This window comes from Thalassotalea sp. G2M2-11 (genome assembly GCF_017168195.1).
Classification (GTDB): domain Bacteria; phylum Pseudomonadota; class Gammaproteobacteria; order Enterobacterales; family Alteromonadaceae; genus Thalassotalea_E.
The window spans coordinates 742647-767518 of record NZ_JADNYL010000001.1; the positions used below are offsets into that span (position 1 = coordinate 742647).

19 protein-coding genes and 2 riboswitches are annotated in these 24872 nt (G+C 39.7%); of the genes, 15 read left to right on the forward strand and 4 right to left on the reverse strand.

Translation table 11 applies throughout. The features are described 5' to 3' along the window. Nucleotides 1–11: 11 nt before the first annotated feature. On the reverse strand, nt 12–590 hold the full coding sequence (locus IV514_RS03155) for a hypothetical protein (RefSeq protein ID WP_206483443.1): 579 nt from the start codon (nt 588–590) through the stop codon (nt 12–14). A gap of 10 nt (nt 591–600) precedes the next feature. Next, on the reverse strand, nt 601–2091 hold the full coding sequence (locus tag IV514_RS03160; protein WP_206483444.1) for an ATP-binding protein: 1491 nt from the start codon (nt 2089–2091) through the stop codon (nt 601–603). Nucleotides 2092–2417: 326 nt separating this feature from the next. On the opposite strand from IV514_RS03160, the gene IV514_RS03165 reads away from it, so the two are divergent. Both IV514_RS03165 and IV514_RS03170 read left to right on the forward strand, forming a co-directional pair. Then, a complete protein-coding gene (locus IV514_RS03165) occupies nt 2418–2744 on the forward strand; it encodes a hypothetical protein (RefSeq protein ID WP_206484007.1) in 327 nt (108 codons plus the stop codon). 81 nt (nt 2745–2825) lie between these two features. Continuing rightward, nucleotides 2826–3152, forward strand: a complete 327-nt coding sequence (locus tag IV514_RS03170; protein ID WP_206483445.1) for a hypothetical protein — start codon at nt 2826–2828, stop codon at nt 3150–3152. On the opposite strand, the gene IV514_RS03175 is transcribed toward IV514_RS03170, so the two are convergent. Beyond that, nucleotides 3130–4239 carry an ABC transporter substrate-binding protein gene (locus IV514_RS03175; RefSeq protein WP_206483446.1) on the reverse strand — a complete coding sequence of 370 codons (1110 nt, stop codon included), beginning with the start codon at nt 4237–4239 and terminating at the stop codon, nt 3130–3132. The genes IV514_RS03170 and IV514_RS03175 overlap by 23 nt on opposite strands. Before the next feature lie 557 nt (nt 4240–4796). Here IV514_RS03175 and IV514_RS03180 point away from each other — a divergent pair. Further along, nucleotides 4797–7370 carry a TonB-dependent receptor gene (locus IV514_RS03180; RefSeq protein WP_206483447.1) on the forward strand — a complete coding sequence of 858 codons (2574 nt, stop codon included), beginning with the start codon at nt 4797–4799 and terminating at the stop codon, nt 7368–7370. Nucleotides 7371–7657: 287 nt separating this feature from the next. Further along, a complete protein-coding gene (locus tag IV514_RS03185; RefSeq protein WP_206483448.1) occupies nt 7658–9034 on the forward strand; it encodes a TonB family protein in 1377 nt (458 codons plus the stop codon). Between the two features lie 83 nt (nt 9035–9117). Here the strand turns inward: IV514_RS03185 and IV514_RS03190 are convergent, their stop codons facing one another. Then, on the reverse strand, nt 9118–11259 hold the full coding sequence (locus tag IV514_RS03190) for a winged helix-turn-helix domain-containing protein (RefSeq protein ID WP_206483449.1): 2142 nt from the start codon (nt 11257–11259) through the stop codon (nt 9118–9120). A 289-nt stretch (nt 11260–11548) separates the two neighbouring features. On the opposite strand from IV514_RS03190, the gene IV514_RS03195 reads away from it, so the two are divergent. The 11 genes from IV514_RS03195 (at nt 11549) to IV514_RS03245 (ending at nt 24580) form a co-directional block, all read left to right on the forward strand. After that, nucleotides 11549–14173, forward strand: coding sequence for a TonB-dependent receptor (locus IV514_RS03195; protein ID WP_206483450.1), 2625 nt, complete (start codon nt 11549–11551; stop codon nt 14171–14173). A gap of 56 nt (nt 14174–14229) precedes the next feature. Further along, nucleotides 14230–14442, forward strand: a riboswitch (cobalamin riboswitch). Nucleotides 14443–14542: 100 nt separating this feature from the next. Then, nucleotides 14543–15337 (forward strand): ABC transporter ATP-binding protein, encoded by a 795-nt coding sequence (locus IV514_RS03200; RefSeq protein ID WP_206483451.1) that lies wholly within the window; start codon nt 14543–14545, stop codon nt 15335–15337. After that, nucleotides 15330–16319 (forward strand): iron ABC transporter permease, encoded by a 990-nt coding sequence (locus IV514_RS03205; RefSeq protein WP_206483452.1) that lies wholly within the window; start codon nt 15330–15332, stop codon nt 16317–16319. The genes IV514_RS03200 and IV514_RS03205 overlap by 8 nt, the downstream gene beginning before the upstream one ends. 4 nt (nt 16320–16323) lie before the next feature. Further along, nucleotides 16324–17403 (forward strand): nicotinate-nucleotide--dimethylbenzimidazole phosphoribosyltransferase, encoded by a 1080-nt coding sequence (cobT, locus tag IV514_RS03210; protein ID WP_206483453.1) that lies wholly within the window; start codon nt 16324–16326, stop codon nt 17401–17403. Next, on the forward strand, nt 17403–18230 hold the full coding sequence (locus tag IV514_RS03215) for an adenosylcobinamide-GDP ribazoletransferase (protein ID WP_241242158.1): 828 nt from the start codon (nt 17403–17405) through the stop codon (nt 18228–18230). Before cobT ends, IV514_RS03215 begins: the two co-directional genes overlap by 1 nt. Next, nucleotides 18230–18817 (forward strand): bifunctional adenosylcobinamide kinase/adenosylcobinamide-phosphate guanylyltransferase, encoded by a 588-nt coding sequence (cobU, locus tag IV514_RS03220; RefSeq protein WP_206483454.1) that lies wholly within the window; start codon nt 18230–18232, stop codon nt 18815–18817. The genes IV514_RS03215 and cobU overlap by 1 nt, the downstream gene beginning before the upstream one ends. After that, on the forward strand, nt 18810–19499 hold the full coding sequence (locus IV514_RS03225; RefSeq protein WP_206483455.1) for a histidine phosphatase family protein: 690 nt from the start codon (nt 18810–18812) through the stop codon (nt 19497–19499). The genes cobU and IV514_RS03225 overlap by 8 nt, the downstream gene beginning before the upstream one ends. After that, the gene (locus IV514_RS03230) at nt 19496–20977 is read left to right on the forward strand and encodes a cobyric acid synthase (RefSeq protein ID WP_206483456.1); all 1482 of its coding nucleotides are present in this window, start codon (nt 19496–19498) and stop codon (nt 20975–20977) included. The genes IV514_RS03225 and IV514_RS03230 overlap by 4 nt, the downstream gene beginning before the upstream one ends. Then, nucleotides 20974–21576 carry a cob(I)yrinic acid a,c-diamide adenosyltransferase gene (gene cobO, locus IV514_RS03235; protein WP_206483457.1) on the forward strand — a complete coding sequence of 201 codons (603 nt, stop codon included), beginning with the start codon at nt 20974–20976 and terminating at the stop codon, nt 21574–21576. Before IV514_RS03230 ends, cobO begins: the two co-directional genes overlap by 4 nt. Further along, nucleotides 21576–22439: a cobalamin-binding protein gene (locus IV514_RS03240; RefSeq protein WP_206483458.1), complete on the forward strand. Its 864-nt coding sequence runs from the start codon at nt 21576–21578 to the stop codon at nt 22437–22439. The genes cobO and IV514_RS03240 overlap by 1 nt, the downstream gene beginning before the upstream one ends. A gap of 34 nt (nt 22440–22473) precedes the next feature. Then, a riboswitch (cobalamin riboswitch) is annotated at nt 22474–22618 on the forward strand. Nucleotides 22619–22654: 36 nt separating this feature from the next. Beyond that, nucleotides 22655–24580, forward strand: coding sequence for a TonB-dependent receptor (locus IV514_RS03245; RefSeq protein ID WP_206483459.1), 1926 nt, complete (start codon nt 22655–22657; stop codon nt 24578–24580). The last annotated feature ends 292 nt before the right edge of the window (nt 24581–24872 follow it).

A 24872-nucleotide genomic window follows, 5' to 3' on the forward strand; every position in this document is an offset into this window, starting at 1 on the left:
TGATATTCGACTCATTGTTCCTGTTCTATGGTCAGTTCTATTTGGGTGAGTTGTTTGATCTGTTCTTGTAATTTTTTGATTGTCTCTTGTTGTTTCGCCAGGATCATATCCTGCTTAAGTTGTTGTTCTTGCAATTGTTGTTTAGCCTGTAACAATTTATTTGAAGTGAGAATGTGTTGATTTAATTGTTCTCTTAATAAATTTAACAAGGCGTAGTCTTGGCTTGATAACAGGGGATCACTTTGCTCTGTCACCAAACGGTTGAGTAAAGTTTTCGCAGTATAAGGGTTGTAAACGGGAGAATCAGGCATTGCATATAAAAAGATTAAATTGACTCTTGCTTGGGTCAATCCCGCGACTTCATTTTGTTGTTGCTGAGCAAGCTCTTGCCTGAGTTCATCATGGGATAAGGTTTTTATCCATAAATAATACTCACTAGCGATACTTTGCGTTTGAGGTGTCGAGGTTAGCTGACAGGCGGATAAAGTGATAGCACAGGTGAGCACTAAGCCAAACTGGCAGATAGTGCGAAGATTCATGCCTGTTAAATTGAGTATCATTTGTTGAAATATTTGCCGTAGTTGTTTCATAAATTAGCTTCTACTTTAATAAAAATGTGAGCTTAATGTGTAAGCCATGTGCTGGAGCGGCTAAGTTTGTTAATTCTATGTCACCTTGCAGACGCATTAATAGTTCTTTCACTATGGTTAGACCCAACCCGCTACTTTTTATTGTGCTTTTATCTGGTGCGGGTCCTTGATAAAACGCATCAAAAACCTGTTTTTGAATAGCGGGAGCAATGCCTGTTCCTTGATCGCTTATTGTCATGATTACTCGCTCACTATCCTTAACGGCACTGATTGAAATTACACCTTTGATGGGTGAATATTTGATGGCATTCGACAATAAGTTATCGATAATTACGGAAAGTTGTTTGGCATTCGTTTTAAATGCAATGGACTGACAATTAACTTTGACTTGCAATTGTTTGCTTTGCAAGTCGAGTTTTCTTAAGGTCATGCATTGCTCTATGAGCGGAGCTAGCGCCACATTTTCGGCATCTTGTAAGCTAGTGGAGTCAAGCACGATATTAAAATCGAGTAAATCTTCAATTAATTGTTGAAGACGTGACACACTTTGCTTGATGATGTTGGTAATTTCATGCTGACCGGCATTTAATGTTCCGACACTGTTATCGTATAACAGGGCTGTGCCTTCTCTAATTGCAGCAAGTGGTGTTTTTAGTTCATGAGAAATATGGCGAATAAAGCTCGACTTTTGCAGTTCTAATGAATGTAGTCGAGAGCGCATTAACTCTAATGCCTTTGCTATTTCCTGTATTTCTTTGGCACCACTATAGGATATTTTTTCATCAAAACGACCTTGTTCAAGGCGCTTAATGGTATGTGATAGCTTATTTAGCGGTTGCTGAATAAGCCTGATAAACACAATAGCAATAAGGATAGAAAAAGGAATGATGAGCAGACTTTGTAATATGGTTGCAGATACCTGCTCTGCAGAATCATTCATCATGGTGACTTGCTCGGTAATTAACTGATTGCTTTGTTGAGTGAATGCCTGCAGCTCTGCGGTCAGCCCTTTAAACAGCAGCTCTATTTGCTTCAGTTGCTCGTCACTGTTTGGTTTATCAGTTGTTAGCTCGATATCCAGTTGGGTAATACTGGCGGTTAACGCTGTGCTAATTGGCATTAAACTCGGATGAGAGGCTAGTTGGTGCTTTTTGATTGTACTGATGAAATTGTCTTTATGCTCTTGATATAGTTTAAGAATTGAGGCTTGTTGTAAGACAACATATTGGCTGGCAAAACGTTGCATACTTTTTGTTGAAGCGGTTAGTTGTTGATTGGTTTCAACCAGTTTCGCGACATTAAAAATTGTTTGGCTGCCTTTGTTAGCAATATGATTAACTTGACTTGCACTATAGAGCAGCGCCACGATCAAAGGCACTAGTACTAAACCGAAACCTAATAAGGCTAACGTTTTAATAGGTAAATTATTTAACAATAATGTTTTATTACTACGGACTCTTATTGTTTTAAGCCATTTGTTCATTTGAACATCTATTCCCATGATGATTACAGGCTCTTTTTACGTTATTTGCATGATAAACACAATGCTGTCGCTTTTTTGAGACAGTGTGTTCTGTTGCAATAATAAAACCTAATTGATTGTTTTATATGTTAAAAAACAATAATAAGTGGCAAGTTCTGTATTGAGATTTATTTTTGCTGTATTTGGTGTTGCTATTTGGCGACATTTTTTATTGGGTGAAAGGGCGGGTTTTTCATTAACCTCTTATAAAACAGTTGCTTATAAAGTTGGTACACAATGTGCTCTATCTGATTGACACTAGAATTTAGTGACATTATTAATGATAACTATGTAAGGAATAAATTATGGAAGCTATGAGTTTAAAAAAAGTTACTGCTGTTGTGGCAATTATTACTGCGGGTGCATTGATGACTAATGCCAATGCCAATGATGCTAATGCGTTAACAAGTAAAGCGAAAGCTGAAATGGGTCAAACGAAGTCGCATGCAGGTAAGTTCAATGCATTAGTGAAAAGGTTTGATAAAGATAACAATGGCTTACTTAGTAAAGAAGAATTAAAAGCTTCAAACAAAACATCTCTAGTGGATGCTTTTGATAAAATTGATACTAATGCTGATTCCGGTATTAGTGAAGAAGAATTAGCGCAATACCTAGCATCGGTTAGTAAGTAAACTTAAATCGCTGTATATTTCCCCTATGTATTGTCGGTTACATCTCCCAGCCTGTAACCGACTTTTTTCAAGGTTTTCTTTATGACTACAATGCCTCGTTATATCGAGTTAAATGACTGGATTTTTGAAGTTAAAGCTGTACGTGCGATCAGAACAAAACGTTATGGAGATCAATATAGTGCTATTGCCAATTTAAATTTAACGGGTGATCAAATTTATATTGATGGCTTAATGACGCGTGAACAGGACAAATTCACCGCACGTGATTTTTTAACCTTTAAGCAATTTTGTCAGCAATTGGAAGTTAAACAAGCTAATTTTGACCGCTTCAAGCAAGGGAAATTCGTATCAGAGTCAGTGGTTATCGCTGCCCCAGAAGCATCGACTATTTTGCAGTTAGTGAAGTAGCTTTATTTTGCTTCATTAGTTGCAAGATGTTTTTAATATTTAATGTGGGAGCCTGTGGATTTTTTGATCGCAAGAACTGGTTATAATCAACTGCCTGCCATTGTCGTTCATCAATAAACTGTTTGTATTTTTTCACATTATTCTTATCGATTAACTCATACTCGTTCAGTAAAGCGGGAGATGAAAAGCGATTAATTCCTTGCTCTAAATCGATAATTTTGATTAAAGCACTTGCGACCATCAGCATATGACCACCAACCGATGCGGTAAATTCACCTTGCGCTATTTTTTCGATTGCCTGTGGTAACCAATCGAAACCACCCACTATGATCGCTTTATTTGATGACATTTGATGTAAACGCAACAGTTCTAGTGCCATTTGATCTCCCCCACACCAAAATATATTCGTTTGCGGATAACGATTTTTCATCAGTGGCAAACGATCTTTAATGAGTGTTGGGTTCCAATACATAGGAAAAATTTGTTCTACGACAATATTCTCTTTAGGTTGTTCGAGTATTTGTTGCAGTGCAAACTGACGATCTGCACTGACTCGGTCGAAGTCACCACCAATGCCGATAATATGTATTTTCTCGTTGGGATACTTTAATTGATGGGCAGAAATGAGAGCGTTAAGTAATAATTTCCCGCCAGCTTGATTATCATAGTTCATTTGCCCGATCCAATACTTAAATTTTTCTTGAGGCTCTCCTAGTTGCAGTTTCATGTCACCATGAAACGCTTGCTCTAAGGTAATAAAGGGGATTTTGGCTTGTTCTAATTGATTGAAAACGGCTTCGGTATTTCCCAAAAATGGGCGATAAATTAAATAATCAGGTAATTGCTTGCTATGAATAATTTTATCAATGGTGTTTTTTAGGGCGAAACGGTTGGAAGCGGTGTAAATAACGTTGAATTTTATATTTAAGCTATGAGCAGTTGATTTGCTGATTTCACTAACCATATCCCAAAATAAAGGACCTTTTTGGTCGGGAACAATAAAGGTTACTTCAAGCGCACACACCCTATTAACTGAACAAAGTAATAAAAAAATAAAAGCATAAATGTTAATTACGTTTCTACTCATCAGTCAAAAGCTGTTAGCAAATAATAATTAAGTAAATACCACAATACCATAATAAACAAGTCTATCTATTACCTATGGTTTCAATCGCTAACATGAATTAAACAATCGAGTAGGGGATTTTCTACTGCTTGTGTTTGAATATTTTTGGGTGGATTTATTACCACCGATGTTTATTTTGAACACCATCACGGAGTGATCATTCGGTAAATGAAAGAGTTTATAGCAAATTAAAAATCATTTATTTCTAAATATTACTTATTATTTAACAATGTGATAGCAAATAAATATTTAGAATTCACAACTTTTCACACACTTTCAAGACTCTTCAAGTCAGCTGCTTTTAGATGAAGTGGCTGCTAAGCACTGGAATTAAGTTCAATAGCAAAAAGTTAGGCAAAGAGCAGAGAAAATTTTGATGCTTTAAAGTGAAACAATATTGAATGTTATACATGGTTTACGGCACACGAGGGGAAATAAACAACTGATAAGCAATTGCAAGTCTTTGCCAAGTTAGGTTGTTATAAAAAATATAATGAATGTAATGTCGGAGCATAAAAATGCAAAAATTCAATCAAAGTAAAATAAGCAATGGGGTGAAGGCTGCCTTAGCAATAGGTTTGTTATCGATAAACCAAGTTACCTTAGCCGAGGGTGCAAAATCTCAGTCTGCCACTACAGATGAAATCGAAACAATTCAAGTGCGTGGTATTCGAGGTAGTGTTGTTAAATCATTGAACACAAAGCGTTATTCAACATCAATTGTGGATGCGGTTACCGCTGAAGATATAGGTAAGTTTCCAGACCAAAATGTTGCAGAATCTTTGCAGCGGATCACAGGGGTATCGATTACTCGAAATTTTGGTGAAGGTGAACGGGTAAGTATTCGCGGCACAACAGAGAGCCAAAACCGCACATTATTGAATGGTCAGGCGGTAGGTTCTGCTGATTGGTGGACGAATTCAGCGGCAAATAGAGGTTTCAACTACACTATGTTGCCTTCAGAAATAGTTTCAGGCCTTGAAGTTTATAAATCAGCGGAAGCTGACATTGATGAAGGTTCAATAGGTGGTACGGTTATTGTCAGAACGCGTAAACCGTTAGAAATGGATGCTGGTAAATTTGCCGCGTCGTTACTTGCTCAACATTCTCAAGTTTCAGGCGAAACAGATCCTGTCGCTTCCGCTATGTACAGCTGGAAAAATGAAAAAGAAAATTTTGGCGCTATGCTATCAGTGGTTCGTCAGGAGCGGAACTTACGACGTGATGGGATTGAAGCATGGAGCTGGGCAAAAAGAGACATCACCCTTTCCGATGGCACAGAGTACAAAAATGTTTATAGCCCCGGCGGTGGTGGGTCAGCAATGTTCAGTCAGCAGCGAGTTAGAACTGGAGGGAATTTAACACTACAGTATCGACCTGACGACAACATCGATGTTACGTTTAATGCCTTAGACTCAACCATGGATATGGATAACGAAAACCAAAACTTTTTATGGTTAACTGGTTATGGAGGTTCAGATTACACGGATGTAACAGTTATAGATCATGATAAAGTAGGCCCTATGGTGGTAGCAGGAACCTTAGGTCTTTCCCCTGATGGCAACAATATTCTTGATGAAACAAAAGTACGTAACTCTCAGCTTAAAACGAAATCATATGATTTAAAACTTGAGCATGAGGGGGATACCTGGATTTCAAGTGTCCATTTAGGTTATACGGAAGGTACTGGTGGTTCTCAAGCAGATAGAAGTGTTGGTTGGGGCGGCAACGCAGTCCATCGTTTTGATGCGTCGAATGCTAAAGATGTACAGGTTAGTTATGATAAAGATCCTGCTAATGGCGACTTGTGGAATTTAGATTTTATTCGCTATGACTCAAATGACGCGAAGGATGATGAGAAATATGTTCAAACTGATTTTATTCGTAACATAGATGTCGCAATTTTCAGTGCCATTAAACTCGGTGTTAAGTATAGAGATCACACGCGTTTTAATACGAAACACACCACAGATGCACGTACCGACTTAAATTGGAGTTTATCTGATTACTCACTTTCGATGCCAGGTGACTTTTTGTCAGGTCAAGGTTCTTCGGGAACGTTACGTAATTATGCCATCACTGATTCAGATAAGGTAAGAATAGAAGGGGATGCATTAGGCTGGGATTATCGACTACTTAAGGCGAGTACCTTTGAAGTAAACGAAGAAATTTTGGCAGGATATATCAAAGCTGATATTGATGCCGAAGGGTTGCGTGGTAATGTTGGTGTTCGCTTAGTTCAAACTGATCAACGTTCATCTGCCTATGTTGGCGCGGTAGGTGAAGAAGTCTGGACAACAAAAGATAGTGACTATTTTGATATTTTACCAAGCCTTAACTTAGCCGTTGATTTATCTGATGACGTGGTCTTAAGAATAAGTGCAGCACGTGTTATGTCACGTCCAGATTATGCCGATATGACATCTTCGACATCATATAATAAGGAAACTCAAACCGGCACTGGCGGTAATCCTAATATTGACCCGTATCGCGCGACCCAGTTTGATTTTGGGCTTGAGTGGTACTTCAATGAAGCAGGGATTGTTTCAGCGGCATTTTTTCATAAAGACATTCAATCATTTATTGATGCACAAGCGAGCTTAGAAGTGCATGAAGGGGTTGAAATTCTGATCAATCGTCCTGTTAACGGTAAAGGGGGCACCATTCAAGGAATTGAATTGGGCTATCAGCAAGAGCTATATAAAGGCTTTGGTGTTTCAGCAAACTATACCTATGTCGATGGTGAAGCAAAAGATAGCGAGGGTAATGATGTTACTATCCCTGGAAACTCAGATCATACCGTTAATTTAAGTGCATATTTCGAAAATGATGATATGAGTGGACGCGTGTCATATAACTATCGTACGGGGTATGACACAGGTAAAGGCTGGCCTGGTTATGTCGATGCATACGGACAAGTGGATGCGAATTTTACTTATAACATTAGTGAAAATATAGCACTTGTTGTGGAAGGGGTTAACTTAATGGATGAAAAATCATTTAGTTATCAAGAAAAAGGAGTGAAACAAGCGCTAACAGGTTATTACGCTGATGGTCGACGCTTTATGGTCGGAGCGCGTTTTAACTTCTAGCGGAATATGAACTTAATTGTTATCAGCATTTGGTCGTTGATAACAGTGTTTTTTCCAAGGACAAGGTTTCCCTTACACACATCCTTGGTTCACGAGTTTTAAAGGTAACTTTAAAACTCGTGTTTTTTCTTTGAAATATGAAAAATTTCGCAAGCAATCATAAATTAAAAACAGTAGAATGAATCAACAAATATATAAAATTTTGTTATGGCAGCGAGAGTTAGTTACATTATTGCCATGATAGATAATTTTTCGGCTACGCAAGTAAAGGTTTATCTTCGCTGAGCATGAAGTTTTTTTTTCGTATTCTCTTTTTATTATGTTTTTTGCCTAACTTTTCTGCAAACGCAGATCTGTTGTCGGCGACTTCTTTTTATAATAAAGGGGAATATCAAAAAGCAATTAATGAGTTTAAACGCCTAGCAAAACTTGGCAACAAAGATGCAATTTATAATATTGGCGTGATGTATCTGCATGGTCAAGGTGTTAAAGAAAACTTATTCAATGCTCATTCATGGTTTCAGCTGGCTGCTGATTTTGGGGTTGAAGATGCAAAATCGGCGACACAGCTTATCGCTCAAAAAATTAACCAACCTCAACAACTCGAGTCGGGTTATTTAGCCCTAAATGAGCATTACGGCTTTGAACGCTATCAGAAAAATCTGTTGCCAGTATTTAATCAACGCCCTTTTCAAAAAAGCAATCAACCTCCTCGTCGGATACATACTGTCGATGCGAAATATCCTAAGTCAGCTTATGAGAAAGGTATTGAAGGTTGGGTATGGCTAGAATTCGATATTGATGAGTCGGGGGCGGTTAAAGATGTTGATATTATTGATGCCTTCCCTGATAAAACCTTTAATAGAGCGATATATAATGCCGTACGACGTTGGCGTTATGAGCCTTACCGCGTTGATGGCAAAGCGCAAGCTTTTACCAGTCGCTCCTTGCTGTATCATTTCACTACTTTTAAGGGAGAACGTTATCAGGCAAGTTTTGCTGATCAAAAGAAAGAATATCAAATAAAGATTAATCGTTTAATTGACGCAGCTGAGCAGGGTAACGCGCTGATCCAGTATTATATTGCCAATTGGATGAATACTGATGAACATAATGCGACACGGTTGTTGAAGTTTCATTGGCAGCAGGCAACGGCTAGTTCAGATCTCTTGTTAGCTTCGGCTGAAAATGGCTTTCCTAATTCTCAATATCGTTTAGGTGCCAATTTATTACGCGGTAAATATACGCGAGCAGATCGAGAAAAAGGGCTTAATTGGATTTTAAATGCAGCGCAGTCTGGTTTTGTGTTCGCTCAATATCGATTAGCACGAGAATTATTAGATAAGAGAACTATTCAATACGATGTAGACAAAGCTAAACGTTGGTTAACAATGGCGGCAGATAAGGGACATTTTCGTTCTCAAAGAGATTTAGTTGAGTTGTTGCTTAGTGAAAAAAATTGGCCGTTAGCCCAGCAATATTTAACCAAGGCGTTACAGCTTGATGAAGAACACCCTGATTTATTGTTAAGTCAGGCAAAATTAAAATTAGTTGAAAATGATCAAGCTGCTGCTCAGAGGTTAGTGAATAAAGCAATAACTGAAGCAGAGCAACGGCAATGGTCTATTAAAAAGTTGACAGAGTTTTTGCATCAAATTTCTTAATTATTAGCTGTTGGCTTTATCCAGAATGGTCGATATATAATCTGTTGCGAATAATTGATGTTGAATGAAAGGTCAAGGGAAGCTTAATCGTCAGTTACTTTGCCTTGTACTAAAATATCAGTTTCTAATTCCTCTAGTTTTGAAAACACGATTTCTTTTCCATCAGATGAGGCACTAATATTGAGTTTTAGCTGCACATCTTGTTCATAATTTCCAAGTCGAGCAATTTTTAGATTTTCCTGCTTATCAAATAGATATAAATATAAATACAGTTGGTGACCTTGCTTGACCACATAGTAAATGCCATTAGTGAAGACGTAAGGTCGATAAATAGCAAAAGAAGGAAGTAAATTATCAACTGGTAATTGATTTGCTAATGCTTGATGGAGAAAGCTCGCAAGCAATTGTAAATAGTTACGATATGAAGGATTTAGCTTTTTGAGTGCAGTAATACTGAGCTGTTGAGGTGTTTCATCTGGTTCATTATTCTTATTGATCAGAATTGATGTTGCTAGCTGCAGGTTATATTGCCAGTGTTGAGTTTGTTTATCCTCTATCGTGTCATAATTAATTAACTTGCCATCACTTGACCAGTTTACCGCGTCAATCAACGGATGATTGGTTAAAATCGGCACCATATGTTTACTATACACATTTATTAGGTGAATATTGAACTGACTGTCACCTAAAATAAGGTTTTCGCCATTTGGGGACCAGAGTAAATACTGAGGTTTCACATGCTCAGGTAAGTTAACTAGCAGGCTCGCTGTTTTTTTGTATTTATTTTTCAACCAAATTTCAGCGTGGCGAAGCCCGTCATTAGAGCGGCGTTGATACGATATAAATGCTGTTTGAACACCATCGTCAGAAATAGTGGGTAAAATATCTGTGCGTGCTGCTGATGACAATCGTTTTGCTTTTTGTAGATCAATTGGTATTAGCTCATCAAGCTGTAAGGTATACAGGTTAACATTGAGTAGCCCTTCGGTATGGGCTAGTTGCTTTGTTATCGGGTTTAAGTCGATATCCGGAATAAAGCCAATCGGTAAGTGGACGGTTTCTTGGTACCCAGTCAAGGATTGTAACCTCAGGCTTCGGTTTCCTAGCCAAAAACTTTCATTGCTTTTATGCCATTTAATGCCCCAGTATGCTTCTTCTTTCTGCTCAAGCATGGTTTGATCTAAGCTTGCTAGATCAACCAAACTTAATTGATATTGTTGTAGATTTTTTTCTACTAATAACATCATATGGTTCGATTTATCGATATCAAAAATAACAGGGGAAAATGTGCCGATATCGTGTTGTTCACTAACAGAGGGCTTGTTTTTCTTATCATCGATAATCAGCTTTGTAAGCGCTGGACGGTTGTTTTCCCAGCGTTGAAAAAATAAATTATTTTGAATCCAATGTAGTTTTTGCCTGCTATAGCCTGGTTGGCAATGATGAAAATAGCTGTCAGGGCTTAATCGCCATGTTTCTACCGGATTTTTGACTGACATAATTCTTAATTCACAACTTAACGGATCATGACGAAAATATACCAACCAGTTCCCATCGGGTGACCACTCGGCTGCTTCTTCGCTGTAACCTGTGTTTTTAATGGTGTGAACAGACTGTGTCCGAGTGTCATAAACAGCTAAGTCCATTTGTTGTCGATCTTCACTTATTTGGCTAAAGGCCAAGTAACGACCATTGGGAGAATAACGCAAGAAACTCTCGGGTCCAGGAGTGGATGTTAATCGCGATTCGTATTGATAACTGGGAACTTGTATCTTCGGTTGGCTGAGTTGATAAGCTAATACTGTGATGGTCAGTGTGACAATAGCGCTCACCGCAACCGCCGAAAGGTAAGTTTTCTTTTGTTGTTTTAATTGTTGCTTGATAGGTGTGGTGAGCTCAGGAAATTCAAGTTCAGCGATTAATTGGTATCCGACACGCGGCACGGTTTTGATAAAACGCGGGGTGTCTTTACCATCATTGAGAGAACGCCTGAGCTGAGTTATTGCTTGCGAGACAGAATTATCGCTAACAATGGTGTCATGCCAAACTACATCCATGATCTGGTTTCTTGAGACTGGTTGACCATGATTATCAATGAGTAACTTTAATAAACTCAATTGTCTGGATTCAATGTCACGCCACTGATTATCAATGAAGAGTTTGAGTGCGACAAAATCGACCATCACTTCATTGATTTTTACTTTTTCATATTGGCTATTGGACATTTATTATTGAATTTTTTATTAACAAAGATGGTCAAATAAGGTCACACAGAGTATGATAACTAAGCTTATATTCTATGCTTGCAACCAAAGTTGTGCAATTGAAAACTCAATAGTTTTTCAATTAGTTAAGGCTGTTTTTAACTGAGTTTAGAATGGATGAAAGTTAATAATAATACTGATTCAAATCAGAACCTTTAAAATAATAAAATGCATAAGAAAACTTTGTGTTTTTTTATCGTTAACGCACTGAAAATTGATAAAAAATAATGATCGTTAGGAGATTGCATATATGATTAAAAAGATGCGATTAGTCGGACTTATTTCAGTTTTTTGTGTGGTGTTGCCTTCTGCCGCAAAAGCCAAAGATTCTGAAGCGGTCTCGACTGATGATGCTCTCGAAAAAATCCAAATACGCGGAATTAGAGGCAGCATTGTCAAATCCATGAATACTAAACGCTACAGTGACTCTATTTTAGATGCAATTACTGCTGAGGAAATTGGTAAGTTTCCTGATAAAAATGTTGCTGAGTCGTTACAACGCATTACTGGTGTATCAATTAAACGCGTGCAAGGTGAAGGGGAACGTATTGGGGTGAGAGGAACCGCTCCAAGCCAAAACCGAACATATTTGAATAATCAAAGTATTGCCTCTGCCGATTGGTGGATATCGTCTCAACCCAATCGTGGATTTAATTACACCTTATTACCTTCAGAAATTGTTAGTTCTTTAGAGGTACATAAGTCACCACAGGCAGATCATGATGAGGGCTCGTTAGGCGGATCAATTAATATTAAAACGCATTCGCCACTCGAAACAAAAGATCAAATGTTTATTGGTAGTGCACAATTGCAATATAGCGATGTTTCTCGAGAATACGATCCTCAATTATCAATGTTTTATAATTGGATAAATGATGAGAAAACATTGGGCGCTTTATTTTCAGTGACTCGACATGAGCGTAGCTTACGAAGAGATGGATTAGAATCATGGGGATGGTTAGCACGTAACTATAATCGTGATCAGCAAGGGAATTTACGTCAAACACTTGATACTAATGCAGATTTAATTGGTATATGGTCACCCGGTGGTGGTGGTTCTGCTATTTTTCAACAGCAACGTATATTATCCAGTGCGATGATGTTACTTCAGTTTCAGCCAAGTCTAGATTGGGATATAGAGTTAAATAGTTTATTTTCAGAACTTTCTGCTGATAATAGTAATCAGAATTTTCTGTGGCAGCCTAGTAATGTCTATGCCAGAGGAGGTTTTATCAGTGATTATCAACTTATTGATAATACACTAGCTTCAGCCCAATATTCGAAAGTTGCATCTAATAATATCACAGGGATTCCTTTTAATACCGCAATGGAAGCAATATGGCGTCAATCCAAAATAGACACAAGTCTTGTGCATTTGTCGATCAAACATGATGTGAATTATTGGCATACTCAGTACCAAATTGGTGTAACCCGAGCATCTGGCGGCACAAGTAAGGACTTTACATCACAATGGTCTGCCAATACTGACTTTTCGGTAGACTTGACTGAGCAGAAAAATATTATCACTGATTATCAAGTCGATCCGCTTGATGCCTCCCAATGGCAAATTTCTGAAGTTCGGCAAGACTCGCTAGAGTCGACAGATCAGGAGTTTTTTGCTCAAGCTGATTTTGAATGGCAACTTGATCAGCCATTACTTCAATCGATTAAATTTGGTGGAAAGTATAAAGTGCATCAGCGTGATTTTATTCGTTATCGCTCTAAAAATGGCGGTTATGATCAGCTTGCGGCTGATTTAGGCTGGCGATTATCTGATTTTTCGTCCCTATTTCCCGGTCATTTTCTTAAGGGAATTGGCTCTGATGACACCTTAAAAGCCTATGCATATGCCGATGTTGATCTATTAAATGAAGCATATCAGCATTTACCTTTTATCCAAGGAGAAGAAAAGCCAAGTAGTTTCGATATCAGTGAGAAAAGTTATGCAGGGTATGTGAAAGCAAACTTCTCAGGTGATGCTTATCGGGGGAACTTTGGCTTACGCCTTGTTCATACGCAACAGGATGCACAAGCTTTTCAAAAAACAGTGGAAACGGACAGTATTTTTGAAGAGTATCAATGGTCGGCTACTGATAAAAGTTATACCGATTTTTTACCAAGTATTAATTTGGTGGTCGATCTTACCCATGATGTGGTGCTGCGATTATCGGCATCAAAAGTGATGTCTCGTGCTGAATATCATCACTTGATGCCATCAACAAATTATAATGTTACTAAAGCACAAGGAGCCGGTGGTAACCCGAATTTAGACCCATTTAGGGCGACTAACTTTGATTTAGGTGTGGAATGGTACTTAGATGAAGCGTCACTATTTTCGATTGCAGCATTTCATAAAGATGTGAAATCTTTTATTGATATTAAACGCTATCGAGAAAACTATGAGAATATTGATATGGTGATCAATCGCCCTGTTAATGGTAGTGGTGGCAGTATTTATGGTGTCGAGTTAAACCTGCAAAAAGAGGTTTATTATGGCGTTGGAGTTATTGCCAATTACACTTTTGTACAAGGTGAACGAAAGGACACGCTTACGGGGCAAAATATCGATATTCCGGGTAATTCAGATCACACCGTAAATGTGACTGCTTATTATGAAAATGACTGGATAAGTTCTCGATTATCTTATAATTTTCGAACAGAGTTTGCGACAGGACAAGGGGAAGAAATTACCGACGATTATGGTCAGGTAGATGTTAATTTTTCATTTTTATTGAATGATAATATTTCCTTTGTGATTGAAGGGATCAATTTATTTGACGAAATTAATTACACCTACGAGCGTAATGAATTTGCCCCTGTTGGAATTTATCGAAATGGGCGGCGTTTCTATACAGGCATCAGAGTTAACTATTAAAAGTTTTTAGCCGTCTATATAGCTAAAAGCTAGTCAAGACTTTTGTACTGTGCTAAAGTAGCGCGCAATTTTCTGGTGTTTGTTTAGTTGAACTAAACAACTTAAAAGGGAATGTGGTGCAAACTAAGCAATTGAGCTGGGCTTTATTCCACAACTGTTCCCGCAACTGTAATTAGAGCTGAACGTATTAACCACTGGCGTACGCTGGGAAGGTATCGTTTGGGTGATCTCTATAAGTCAGGAGACCTGCCAGAATATAATACAAATAAACCGTGCGGGTAACATGGTGGGTATCTTTTTAGGCGTTAGTTTTGCTCGCCTATCAACATCTCCTCTTAAGCCGCACATAAAGTCGTTTATGTGGAACTTATGACAGCAGTGCAAATACAGGCTCGTGATATCAAATGGCAGGTCGATGATAAAGTCATTGTCGATCAGGTCAGCTTTTGTGTTAACCAAAATGAAACCCTTGGCATTGTTGGGCCAAATGGTGCGGGTAAAACATCACTGCTTAAATGTTTGTATCAAGAACATCAATTAAGCTCAGGACAGATCACGCTCGATGGTAGAGCACTTAGTGCATATGATCGTAAAGCGGTGGCTAAAAAAATTGCCGTGGTTGGTCAGCAACATGAGGCGGTATTTAATCTATCCGTGCTCGATATTGTCACCATGGGGTTAATTCCTCATAAAGCCTTGTTTGATAGAAATAATGATCAAGACAGAAGAGCCATAGAAGAAGCCTTAGCGATTGTTGATTTACTTGATAAACAACATCAAGTATTCAATACATTATCTGGAGGTGAGCAACAGCGATGTTTAATCGCTCGGGCAATTGTGCAGCGGCCACAGATATTAATCATGGATGAACCCACCAATCACTTAGATGTATTTTATCAGCACCAAATATTGTCGTTAGTGAAAAAACTTGGTTTAACCCTGATCATGACTATTCATGATTTAAACCTAGCTGCCCAGTATTGTGATCGCTTGTTGTTATTATCTGCTGGAAAAATGCTTGTTTGTGATACACCCGAAGCGGTGCTTAAAGCCGAAATGTTAAAGCAGGTATTCCACCTTGAGTGTTTGGTTGATCAAAACCCGTTAACCAACAAGATGCGGGTAACTTATGCGATGCATAATGAGGCTCACATTAATGATTAAGCCGTTGCGTTTTTATCCAAGCTTATTCGTGTTGCTGAGCTTAGTACTGTGTTCTGTGTTAGCTTCCATGGGCTTTGGCACAGCTGAATTGGATTTTGCCAATGTCTGGCAATGTTTGACGGATCAATGTCAACGGCCAATTTATCAAACAATCCTTATCGACATTCGATTTCCACGCATATTGATGGGCTTTCTTGCCGGATTTGCTTTAGCGGCTGCTGGGGCATTAATGCAGAATGTCACCCGCAATCCCTTAGCTGATCCTTATCTTTTTGGCATCGTTGCAGGCGCCGGTTTAGGTGCGACTATTTCTGGTTTATTACCTGAGAGTATGCAGGCCTTCTCCTTACCGCTTGCCGCATTTTTAGGGGCATTGTTTGCTGTGCTCATTGTTGCCATGGTGATCATGAATAACAATTGGCGACGCGTTGAGCACTTATTGCTGGCAGGGGTTGCTGTGTCATTTCTCTTAAGCGCTATCACTAGCTTTATCTTGTATTTTGGTGAAGCTTTCGCCAGTAATCGTGTCATTTTTTGGATGATGGGATCACTAGCGCGCGCTGATTATCAAGCCCTTATGTGGATTATCCCGGTTATTCTTGTGTGCACCTTGCTGGCATTGTTATTTTCACGTCAATTAGATGCTTTGTTACTGAGCGATGAAAGTGCGCGCACTTTAGGTGTTAACGTTGCCAAACTGCGTTTGATGTCACTGATCATTTGTGCGGCGATGACGGCTGTCATTGTTTCTTATTGTGGGGGGATAGGTTTTGTTGGCTTAATGATCCCCCATATTGTTCGGCCTTTCATTGGCAAAACTACTGCCAAGCTTTTAATTTGCTCTGGTATTGTTGGTGGTTGCTTTTTAATTTGGGTCGATGTGGTTGCTCGTACTATTGTCCCGGGGCAAGAAATTCCCATAGGGGTGATCACTTCAGTGATAGGTAGTCTATTCTTTTTATTTATTATGCGCAGGATGTAAGTAAGTGTTTACTATAGAGTCGTTAAAGTCTGAGCAATCAGCCAAATATCTTGAAGCTATTCGCAATAAAATAGCGAATAAGACCAAACCGATTGGCGCACTAGGTGTGTTAGAGCAAGTTGCTGAGCAGCTTGCGCTTATTCAAAGCGTTGCTCAAGGCTCTTTAGTGGAACATATAGAGATCACACAACCAACCGCCATCGTTTTTGCGGGTGATCACGGTATTGCCAAGCATAACGTCAGTATCGCCCCCAGTGATGTGACTCGGCAAATGGTATTGAATTTTTTACATGGTGGCGCCGCCATCAATTGTTTCTGTCACAGCAATGATGTGGCGCTCAAGGTAGTCGATGCCGGCATTAAATTACCTTTAACCGCTGCAGAAAAATCACAGAGTGTTGATTTTATTGAACAACGCTTAGGTGCTGGTACCGAAGATATCACCACACAGCCAGCAATGACAGCGCTGCAAGTCGAGCAAGGGTTAGGCTTTGCTCACCAGCTCGTCAATCAGTTGCAAAACCGTGGTTGTAACTTACTCATGTTTGGTGAAATGGGAATTGCCAATACCAGTGCCGCATCAGCGATTTACATGGCACTAACTGGTGACAGCGTGGAAAATAGTGTTGGGCAGGGAACCGGCATTACCTCTGAGCAATTAGCAGATAAATGTCGTTTAGTGAACCAGGCGGTTGAGCGTGCCAAGCAGGCGCAAGGTGAAATGACACCACTTGATATTCTGGCTCAGCTTGGTGGCTTTGAAATAGTGCAAATAGTAGGGGCTATTTTAGCGGCAGCGCAAGCGAAAATAACAATTCTGATCGATGGTTTTATTGTGACCAGTGCAGCACTTGTTGCTCAACGACTTTATCCGCAAGTCAGTGATTATTGTATTTTTGCCCATCAGTCCAATGAAAAAGCGCATCAGTCAATGCTAAGTTCACTTGATGCTAAACCCTTGTTGAATTTAGCGCTTCGTTTAGGTGAAGGTACAGGCGCTGCGCTGGCCGTGCCACTACTTAGATGTGCTGCCAGTTTTTATAATGACATGGCGAGCTTTGAAAGTGCAGGGGTTGTGGTGTAATGACGGTTATGCTGCGTGATAGAAAACGGATAAAGCTGCTTAGGCAATGGCAACTGTTTCGTTTAGCCTTGATGTTTTTTACGCGTATTCCTGTAGGGCAAAACCTTGCTTATAGTGAGCATCGGATGAATCAGGCAAATCGTTATTTTTCACTCGTCGGTTGGTTTGTCGGTGCGCTTGTTGCTCTCGGCTTTTATTTGTTTTCACAGTTATTTCCCGTATTTATCGCGTTATTGCTCACCTGTATACTAAGTGTGTTGCTTACTGGCGCATTTCATGAAGATGGTCTTGCCGATATGGCCGACGGCATAGGGGGCGGCTATACCACTGAGCAGCGTTTAGCCATTATGAAAGACAGCCGCTTAGGCACTTATGGCGCTATTACCTTAGTATTGGCTTTATTGCTAAAGCTGTCATTATGGTTTTCCTTAGCCAATCATCAGCAGCTCATTCCAGCGATTATGATTGCCTATGCTTTATCGCGGGCGGTTGCTGCTAGCCTTATTTATGACACCGATTATGTCTCTGATAATGTCGGTAGCAAAAGTAAGCCTTTAGCTAATAAACAAAGTAAAAATGAGTTGTTTATTTCTTTGTCTATCGCAATTGTCCCTAGTGTGTTTTTATTCAAGCAAATGGCAGTCGACTTTTTTGTGATACTGGTGTTATTGGTCAGTCTAGTGCTTTTTCGGGGGCTGTTTAAATATTGGATAACAAAGCGTATTGGTGGGTTTACTGGTGATTGTTTAGGTGGTGCACAACAGTTGAGTGAATTGATCATTTATTTGGTGTTAGTGCATCATATTGTTGCGGTTGGGGCAAACTGATGTTGCACTTAGTGTTAGGGGGCGCGCGCAGCGGTAAGTCTTCGTTTGCCGAACAGGTTGTCGTTCAGCAGTCTGCAAAAGCCGATATTATTCCGATTTATATTGCCACAGCGCAGCCACTTGATAATGAAATGCAACAGCGTATTGCGCACCATCAAGCGTTAAGAGTACGGCAAAACTGGCAGTTAATTGAATGTCCGTTAGCGTTAACGACAACCTTGACTGAATTAGCTCCTAACGCTCATGTATTAATTGATTGTATGACGTTATGGCTAAGCAATCAGTTATCGGCTGTAGTCAGTCAATTGGACAGTCAAGAAAGAGAACCCTTCGATAACAATCAAAAAATCAATGAGTTGCTGCACGCTAAGGTCGCTGAACTGATTGAATGTTTAAAACAGCTTTGTGGCAATATAACTATCGTCTCAAATGAAATTGGTCTAGGCGTTGTCCCCATGGGGATGGAAATCCGCGTGTTTGTTGATCATCAAGGCTGGTTAAATCAGCAATTAGCGAATATCGCTGATCAGGTGACATTAGTTACCGCGGGATTGCCAATGACATTAAAGGGGAATGCTCATGGGTAAAATTTATTTATTACGCCATGGTCAGGTAGATGGTCCTGCTGCGTTATACGGTAATACTGATATCGGTGTAGCATCTTGGGTAAACGATGAAATAGTGTCTAGCATAACTAAGAGTTCATTGACTATAGATCATATTGTTACCTCGCCATTAAAGCGTTGTCATCAATTGGCAGAATTGTTAAGCCAACGTTTTAATTGTTCATTGAGCGTGGTTGATGCACTAAAAGAAATGTATTTTGGTTATTATGATGGCATTGCTTTTGATGATATTTATCAAGAAAATAACCAATGGTCGATATTAGAAAATTTCTGGCATAATCCAGTACAGCATCCATTACCCAAGGCAGAATTGTTAACTGGCTTTTCATTTCGGGTACGCCAAGCGTGGCGTGAACTTGTTGAGCAACATAGGCAAGCACCAGCTAATACAAACTATTTACTTGTCTGTCATGGCGGCGTTATTCGCATGATATTAGCCCATTTACTCAATGTCGATTATCGAAATCCTGAATGGTATACCCAGCTATCTATCGCCAATGGCAGTTTAACTACTGTCACCATTAACACTGAAACTTGTCTGGTAGAAGGGATTGCGAAACCGTTAACTGATAATGTAAATGCTATTAATGATGATTATGTGACTGACCAATTAAGCATTCTATCGCAGGGACTAGTCAAATGAGCCATGCAACGTTAATGGTACAAGGCACTACCAGCGATGCAGGCAAAAGTACCTTAGTGGCTGCTTTATGTCGTATTTATGCACGCCAAGGCATATCGGTTGCACCGTTTAAGCCGCAAAATATGGCGTTAAATAGTGCAGTAACCCCAGATGGTGGCGAGATAGGCCGAGCACAAGCCGTACAGGCACAGGCGGCAAATGTCGCGTTAGATGTTGATTTTAATCCTATCTTATTAAAACCCCAATCAGATCAAAATGCCCAAGTGATCATTCATGGTAAGGTGCTCACTAGCATGAATGCACAACATTACCATGATTATAAAACCATAGCGGCAAATGCGGTGCTGAGTTCACATCAAAGGTTAACTCAAGCTTATCAACGTATTATTGTTGAAGGGGCGGGCAGTCCAGCAGAGATTAACTTACGCGAAGGTGATATTGCCAATATGGGCTTTGCAGAGCGCGTTGATTGCCCAGTGATTTTAATTGCCGACATTGATAAAGGCGGCGTGTTTGCTCACCTTGTTGGCACTTTGGCCTTATTATCGCAATCAGAGCAAGACCGAGTTGTCGGTTTTGTCATAAATCGTTTTCGTGGCGATATTAATTTATTAACGTCAGGGTTGCAGTGGCTAGAACAACGAACCAAGAAACCTGTATTGGGAGTATTACCTTATATTCATGGTTTGCATATTGCTGCTGAGGATGCAATAGAGCAAACACAGGATGTTGAAAATGCACAATTAAAAGTCATTGTTCCGGTCACGCCACGCATGAGCAACCATAATGATTTTGACGCATTACGAGCGCATCCAGAAGTTGATTTACAGTTTGTATATCCTTCAGAAATTACCCGAACCAATTTACCTGCCGCAGATTTGATTATTTTAGCGGGTAGTAAAAATACACGTGCTGATATGGAGTTTATTAAAGCGCAAGGCTGGGAACAACAAATTAATAAGCATCTGCGTTACGGCGGTAAACTTTTTGGTATTTGTGGCGGGTATCAAATGTTAGGAGAACTGATCAGCGATCCACTTGGTATTGAAGGGACACAAGGGGATACTAAAGGCTTAGGCTTACTTGCATTTAGTACCGAACTATTGCCAGAGAAAACCTTGATTAATCGTGAGGCAGTACTGAAACTTGATGGTCAGTCTGTAGACGTTTCGGGCTATGAAATACACACAGGTCAAAGCAAGGCAGAGCGTGATTTAACCCCTGTTATTGATATTGACGGTGTTGCTCAAGGAGCAATTAGTGAAGATCAACAAGTGGCAGGATGCTATCTGCATGGCTTATTTGATAGTGATAAAGCGATTCAATTGTTATCCCATTGGTGCGGGACTCAACTATCAGAGCAGCTAGATTTAACCGCACGACAAGAACAAGCGATTGATAAGCTAGCGGATGTTTGCGAGCAACATCTGGACTTATCGACATTAGAACAAGTAATAACGCATTGGAGTAGAACATGAATGAGCAAGACAAACAGCAAAAACATCAACAACGTCAACAAAAATTAAAAGAAAAAGTGGATGAGCGTATTGCTGCAGCAACCGATGATAAAGGATTACTGTTAGTGATCACTGGTAATGGTAAAGGAAAGTCAACATCAGGTTTTGGGGTGGTCACACGTTCGGTGGGACACGGATTAAAAGCTGCTGTTTGTCAATTTATCAAAGGCACTTGGGAATGTGGTGAACGTAATTTATTGGAAAAAGCAGGAGTGCCTTTTTACGTGATGAAAACTGGTTTTACCTGGGAAACTCAGAATAAAGAACAGGATATTGCTGCAGCAGAAGTGGTTTGGCAGCAAGCGAAAAAACTACTGAGTGATCCGAGTATTAACACTGTGTTATTGGATGAGCTCACCTATATGCTGAGCTATCGTTATCTTGATATTGATGAGGTGTTAACCACTATTGCTAATCGTCCACAGGGGCAACATGTTGTAGTTACAGGGCGAGCAGCGCACCGTCGTTTAATCGAGATGGCCGATACTGTCTCAGAAGTTCAATCGATTAAACATGCCTTTGATGCGGGCATCAAAGTTCAAAAAGGAATTGATTGGTAATGTACGCTCATTGGAAGAAGTTATTATTTATTTGTTTGACTTGCTTGCTGCAAGTCCATCAGGTTTATGCCGAGCAGCCGTCAGAGCCAGCAAAGCGAATCATTGCCCTTGCCCCACATATTGTCGAATTGTTATTTGAGGTCGGGGCAGGTGAACAAATTGTCGGTACGACTCAACATGCTGATTATCCGCGTGAAGCGCTTGATATTCCTCGTGTTGGTAATTATGCCCGCTTAAACATTGAACAAGTATTAGCCAGTGATCCTGACTTAATTATTGCATGGAAAAGTGGTAATCCCAGCGATGATATTGCCAGGCTGAAACAGCTAGGTTTAAACATAGTATATTCACAGCCTAATACCCTAGAAGAAGTGGCTTCTGAATTGAAATACTTTGCTCGGCTAACGGGACATAAGGAACAAGGCGAGCAAAAAGCAGCGCAATTCTTATCACGCTTACGTCAGTTACAAGCACAGTATCAAGATAAGCAACCGATCAGCGGATTTTTAGAGTTGTGGTCAAGGCCACTAACCACAGTGGCAAAAGATTCTTGGATACAGCAACAGTTAGATGTTTGTCGGGTGAACAATCCTTTTGTCGATAGTGCCACTGACTATCCGCAAATTAATGTTGAACAAGTAGTACTTGCTGCACCTGAGGTGATCATTCAACCAAGCTCTCATGGCATGAAGGCACCGGAGACGATTGATTGGCAGCAATGGCCAATGATCCCTGCGGTAAAAAGCGGTGCGTTTATTCACCCTAATGCAGATAAGTTGCATCGTATGACATCACGGGCATTAGATGAATTAACCTTACTTTGTCAGCATATTGAGCACTATCGTACGAAAAAATTAAATTAAGCAAACGTTTATTAACTTGTTGGTCGTCAATACCAGCGTTTATTTGGAATTAGGTGTTTAGCAATAAACTAAACAATTTGGGAAACAAGTGAGATTCTTGTACTGCCCCCGCAACGGTAAATTAGCCTAGCTGATAGTGCTGATGAGTCCGGAGACCGACCTAATTTATTTTATTTTGTTTATCTGATGCGGGTGGCATCGGTAGCGAGGAGATTATGAAAAAAGCACTTTTAACGTCGGCCATTTTGTCGGCACTTACCCTTCCTACAACTTTTGTTTTTGCTAACAGCGCAAATGTACATCACGATGAAACGCTCGTTGATGAACATATCTTGGTTACGGCAAATCGCACTCAACAAGATAGTTATTTAGCTTTATCATCGAATAACATCATTACCCAAGAAGATATTGAACAACTTCAGGTAACTAGTGTGGGTGATATTTTATCAACACTAGCGGGGATTCATGTAACTAACCAAGGGGGCGCAGGGCAAAAAAGTTCAGTGTTCACTCGAGGTACTAATAGCAATCATACTTTAGTTTTGGTTGATGGCATTCGTGTCGGCTCAGCGACATTAGGCGCGGTGAGTTTATCGTCAATGTCAGCCGAGCAAATTGAACGTATCGAAGTGATCAAGGGGCCTCGTGCCGCGTTATGGGGTTCAGATGCGATTGGTGGAGTGATTCAGATTTTTACTAAGCGCTACGCGAATAATGAAGGGGCGGTGAGTTTAGGTATCGGCAGCCATAGTTTATATAGCGGTGCTTTTTCATATGGTTTTGGTAATGAACAACACCAATATACCCTAAATGTTTCCAGTGAAAAATCTGATGGTTTTAATGCCTACCTTTCAGATCCGAATAACCCCTATGATATCAATGAACCTGATGATGACGGTTACCAACGACAAGCGGTTTCATTGATAGGATTAAGCCAGTTCACCAAACAATTTGCCTTAAATGTGGCGGGTAAATTTGAGCAAAGTGACAGTGATTATGATGCATCATACCCGGATGCTCCTTGTTGGGATGACGCTAGTAAAGTCTGTCCTAATTATTATGCAAATCAGCAACAATCAGATAACTATCATATTAAGGTGGCAGGACAATATCATTCGGAAAATGCTTGGTTAGAGCTTGCGGTGGCAAAAAGTGAGGATCAAGCAGCGACTTATGGTAATGGTATTAAAAAAGGTAATGCAGATACTATCGAAACAGAGCGTGAACAAGTTTCATTGGTTGGCCATTATCAACTGAATGCACAAACAGGTGTAACGTTAGGAAGTGATTGGTATCAGGAAAAAGTCAGTACAGATACTGATAAAGTTTCTTGGTTACCAGGGTTTCAAGCGTGGGATGTTGATCAACGTACGGTGAAAGCGGTATTTATTCAAGCACGTCATCAAGTTGAGCAATTCTTGTTAGAAGCAGCGACACGTTATGATGACATTGAAAATCTTGATAGTGAAGTGACCTATAATGCCTCACTTGGTTACCAGCTCTCCGATGACTGGTTGATTAGTCTTAACTGCGGTAGTGCGTTCAAAGCGCCAACCTTTAATGATTTGTATTGGCCGGGTTCAGGTAACCCTGAGTTAGCACCAGAAAATTCAACAACTCATGAATTGTTAGTACGACACAAAAAACAGAACTCGTTAGTTGAGCTAAGTGTCTATGATACGGAAGTTGACAACCTGATTGCTTGGAGCCCAAATGAATTTGGCCAGTGGCAACCTGATAATATCAATCAAGCGACGATTCAAGGAGCAGATTTAAATATTTCTGCGACCATTGCTGAATTTGATCACCAATTAGCGCTTGCTTATGTTGATGCTGAGGATAAAGCTACAGGTAAAGCACTGTTAAGACGTCCTAAAACATTAGCTAATTACAGTGTTTATTATAATTGGCAAGACTGGCAGTTTGGTACACAAGTGAGTTATTACGGTTCAAGTAAAGACAGTGGCGATACAAAACTTGATAGTTACTGGTTGGTAGATTTAACGGCTAGTTATCAGGTAAATCAGCAGCTTAAAGTAGCAGCCAAAGTGGTGAATGCCTTTGATGAAGACTATCAATCTGCATTAAATTATCAGACAGATGATACTAGCTACCGAGTGAAAGTAACTTATACCTTTTAAGTGTTATTAAGGCATACAGCTAAGGTTGAAAAGGAGTCGTGATGGCTCCTTTTTTTATTTGTTGAAAGTAAATCAAGATAACAGTGGTCTGTTATAGAGCATATGTCTTGAGCAAGCTAGTTATGCTCACCTATTCGGTAATAATCCCTCTTATGAGGTTGAAAAGTTTATTGACTCGGAGTGAAAATGGTTACGGTCAAAAAGCTTGGTCAGTAATGTGTGTTTGGTTTTGAGAGGCGGGAATAGAAAAAACGATTGAAAATTAAGTGATTGTTAATTGCTTAATCCTTAT

Excerpts from the sequence above, each read along its gene's own strand:
- IV514_RS03205 (WP_206483452.1), top strand. The coding sequence starts at position 15,330 with ATGATTAAGCCGTTGCGTTTTTATCCAAGCTTATTCGTGTTGCTGAGC.
- IV514_RS03160 (WP_206483444.1), bottom strand. The coding sequence starts at position 2,091 with ATGGGAATAGATGTTCAAATGAACAAATGGCTTAAAACAATAAGAGTC.
- IV514_RS03190 (WP_206483449.1), bottom strand. The coding sequence starts at position 11,259 with ATGTCCAATAGCCAATATGAAAAAGTAAAAATCAATGAAGTGATGGTC.
- IV514_RS03240 (WP_206483458.1), top strand. The coding sequence starts at position 21,576 with ATGTACGCTCATTGGAAGAAGTTATTATTTATTTGTTTGACTTGCTTG.
- IV514_RS03180 (WP_206483447.1), top strand. The coding sequence starts at position 4,797 with ATGCAAAAATTCAATCAAAGTAAAATAAGCAATGGGGTGAAGGCTGCC.
- IV514_RS03245 (WP_206483459.1), top strand. The coding sequence starts at position 22,655 with ATGAAAAAAGCACTTTTAACGTCGGCCATTTTGTCGGCACTTACCCTT.
- IV514_RS03230 (WP_206483456.1), top strand. The coding sequence starts at position 19,496 with ATGAGCCATGCAACGTTAATGGTACAAGGCACTACCAGCGATGCAGGC.
- cobO (WP_206483457.1), top strand. The coding sequence starts at position 20,974 with ATGAATGAGCAAGACAAACAGCAAAAACATCAACAACGTCAACAAAAA.
- IV514_RS03225 (WP_206483455.1), top strand. The coding sequence starts at position 18,810 with ATGGGTAAAATTTATTTATTACGCCATGGTCAGGTAGATGGTCCTGCT.
- IV514_RS03155 (WP_206483443.1), bottom strand. The coding sequence starts at position 590 with ATGAAACAACTACGGCAAATATTTCAACAAATGATACTCAATTTAACA.
- IV514_RS03185 (WP_206483448.1), top strand. The coding sequence starts at position 7,658 with ATGAAGTTTTTTTTTCGTATTCTCTTTTTATTATGTTTTTTGCCTAAC.
- cobU (WP_206483454.1), top strand. The coding sequence starts at position 18,230 with ATGTTGCACTTAGTGTTAGGGGGCGCGCGCAGCGGTAAGTCTTCGTTT.
- IV514_RS03195 (WP_206483450.1), top strand. The coding sequence starts at position 11,549 with ATGATTAAAAAGATGCGATTAGTCGGACTTATTTCAGTTTTTTGTGTG.
- IV514_RS03200 (WP_206483451.1), top strand. The coding sequence starts at position 14,543 with ATGACAGCAGTGCAAATACAGGCTCGTGATATCAAATGGCAGGTCGAT.
- IV514_RS03215 (WP_241242158.1), top strand. The coding sequence starts at position 17,403 with ATGACGGTTATGCTGCGTGATAGAAAACGGATAAAGCTGCTTAGGCAA.
- IV514_RS03175 (WP_206483446.1), bottom strand. The coding sequence starts at position 4,239 with ATGAGTAGAAACGTAATTAACATTTATGCTTTTATTTTTTTATTACTT.
- IV514_RS03170 (WP_206483445.1), top strand. The coding sequence starts at position 2,826 with ATGACTACAATGCCTCGTTATATCGAGTTAAATGACTGGATTTTTGAA.
- IV514_RS03165 (WP_206484007.1), top strand. The coding sequence starts at position 2,418 with ATGGAAGCTATGAGTTTAAAAAAAGTTACTGCTGTTGTGGCAATTATT.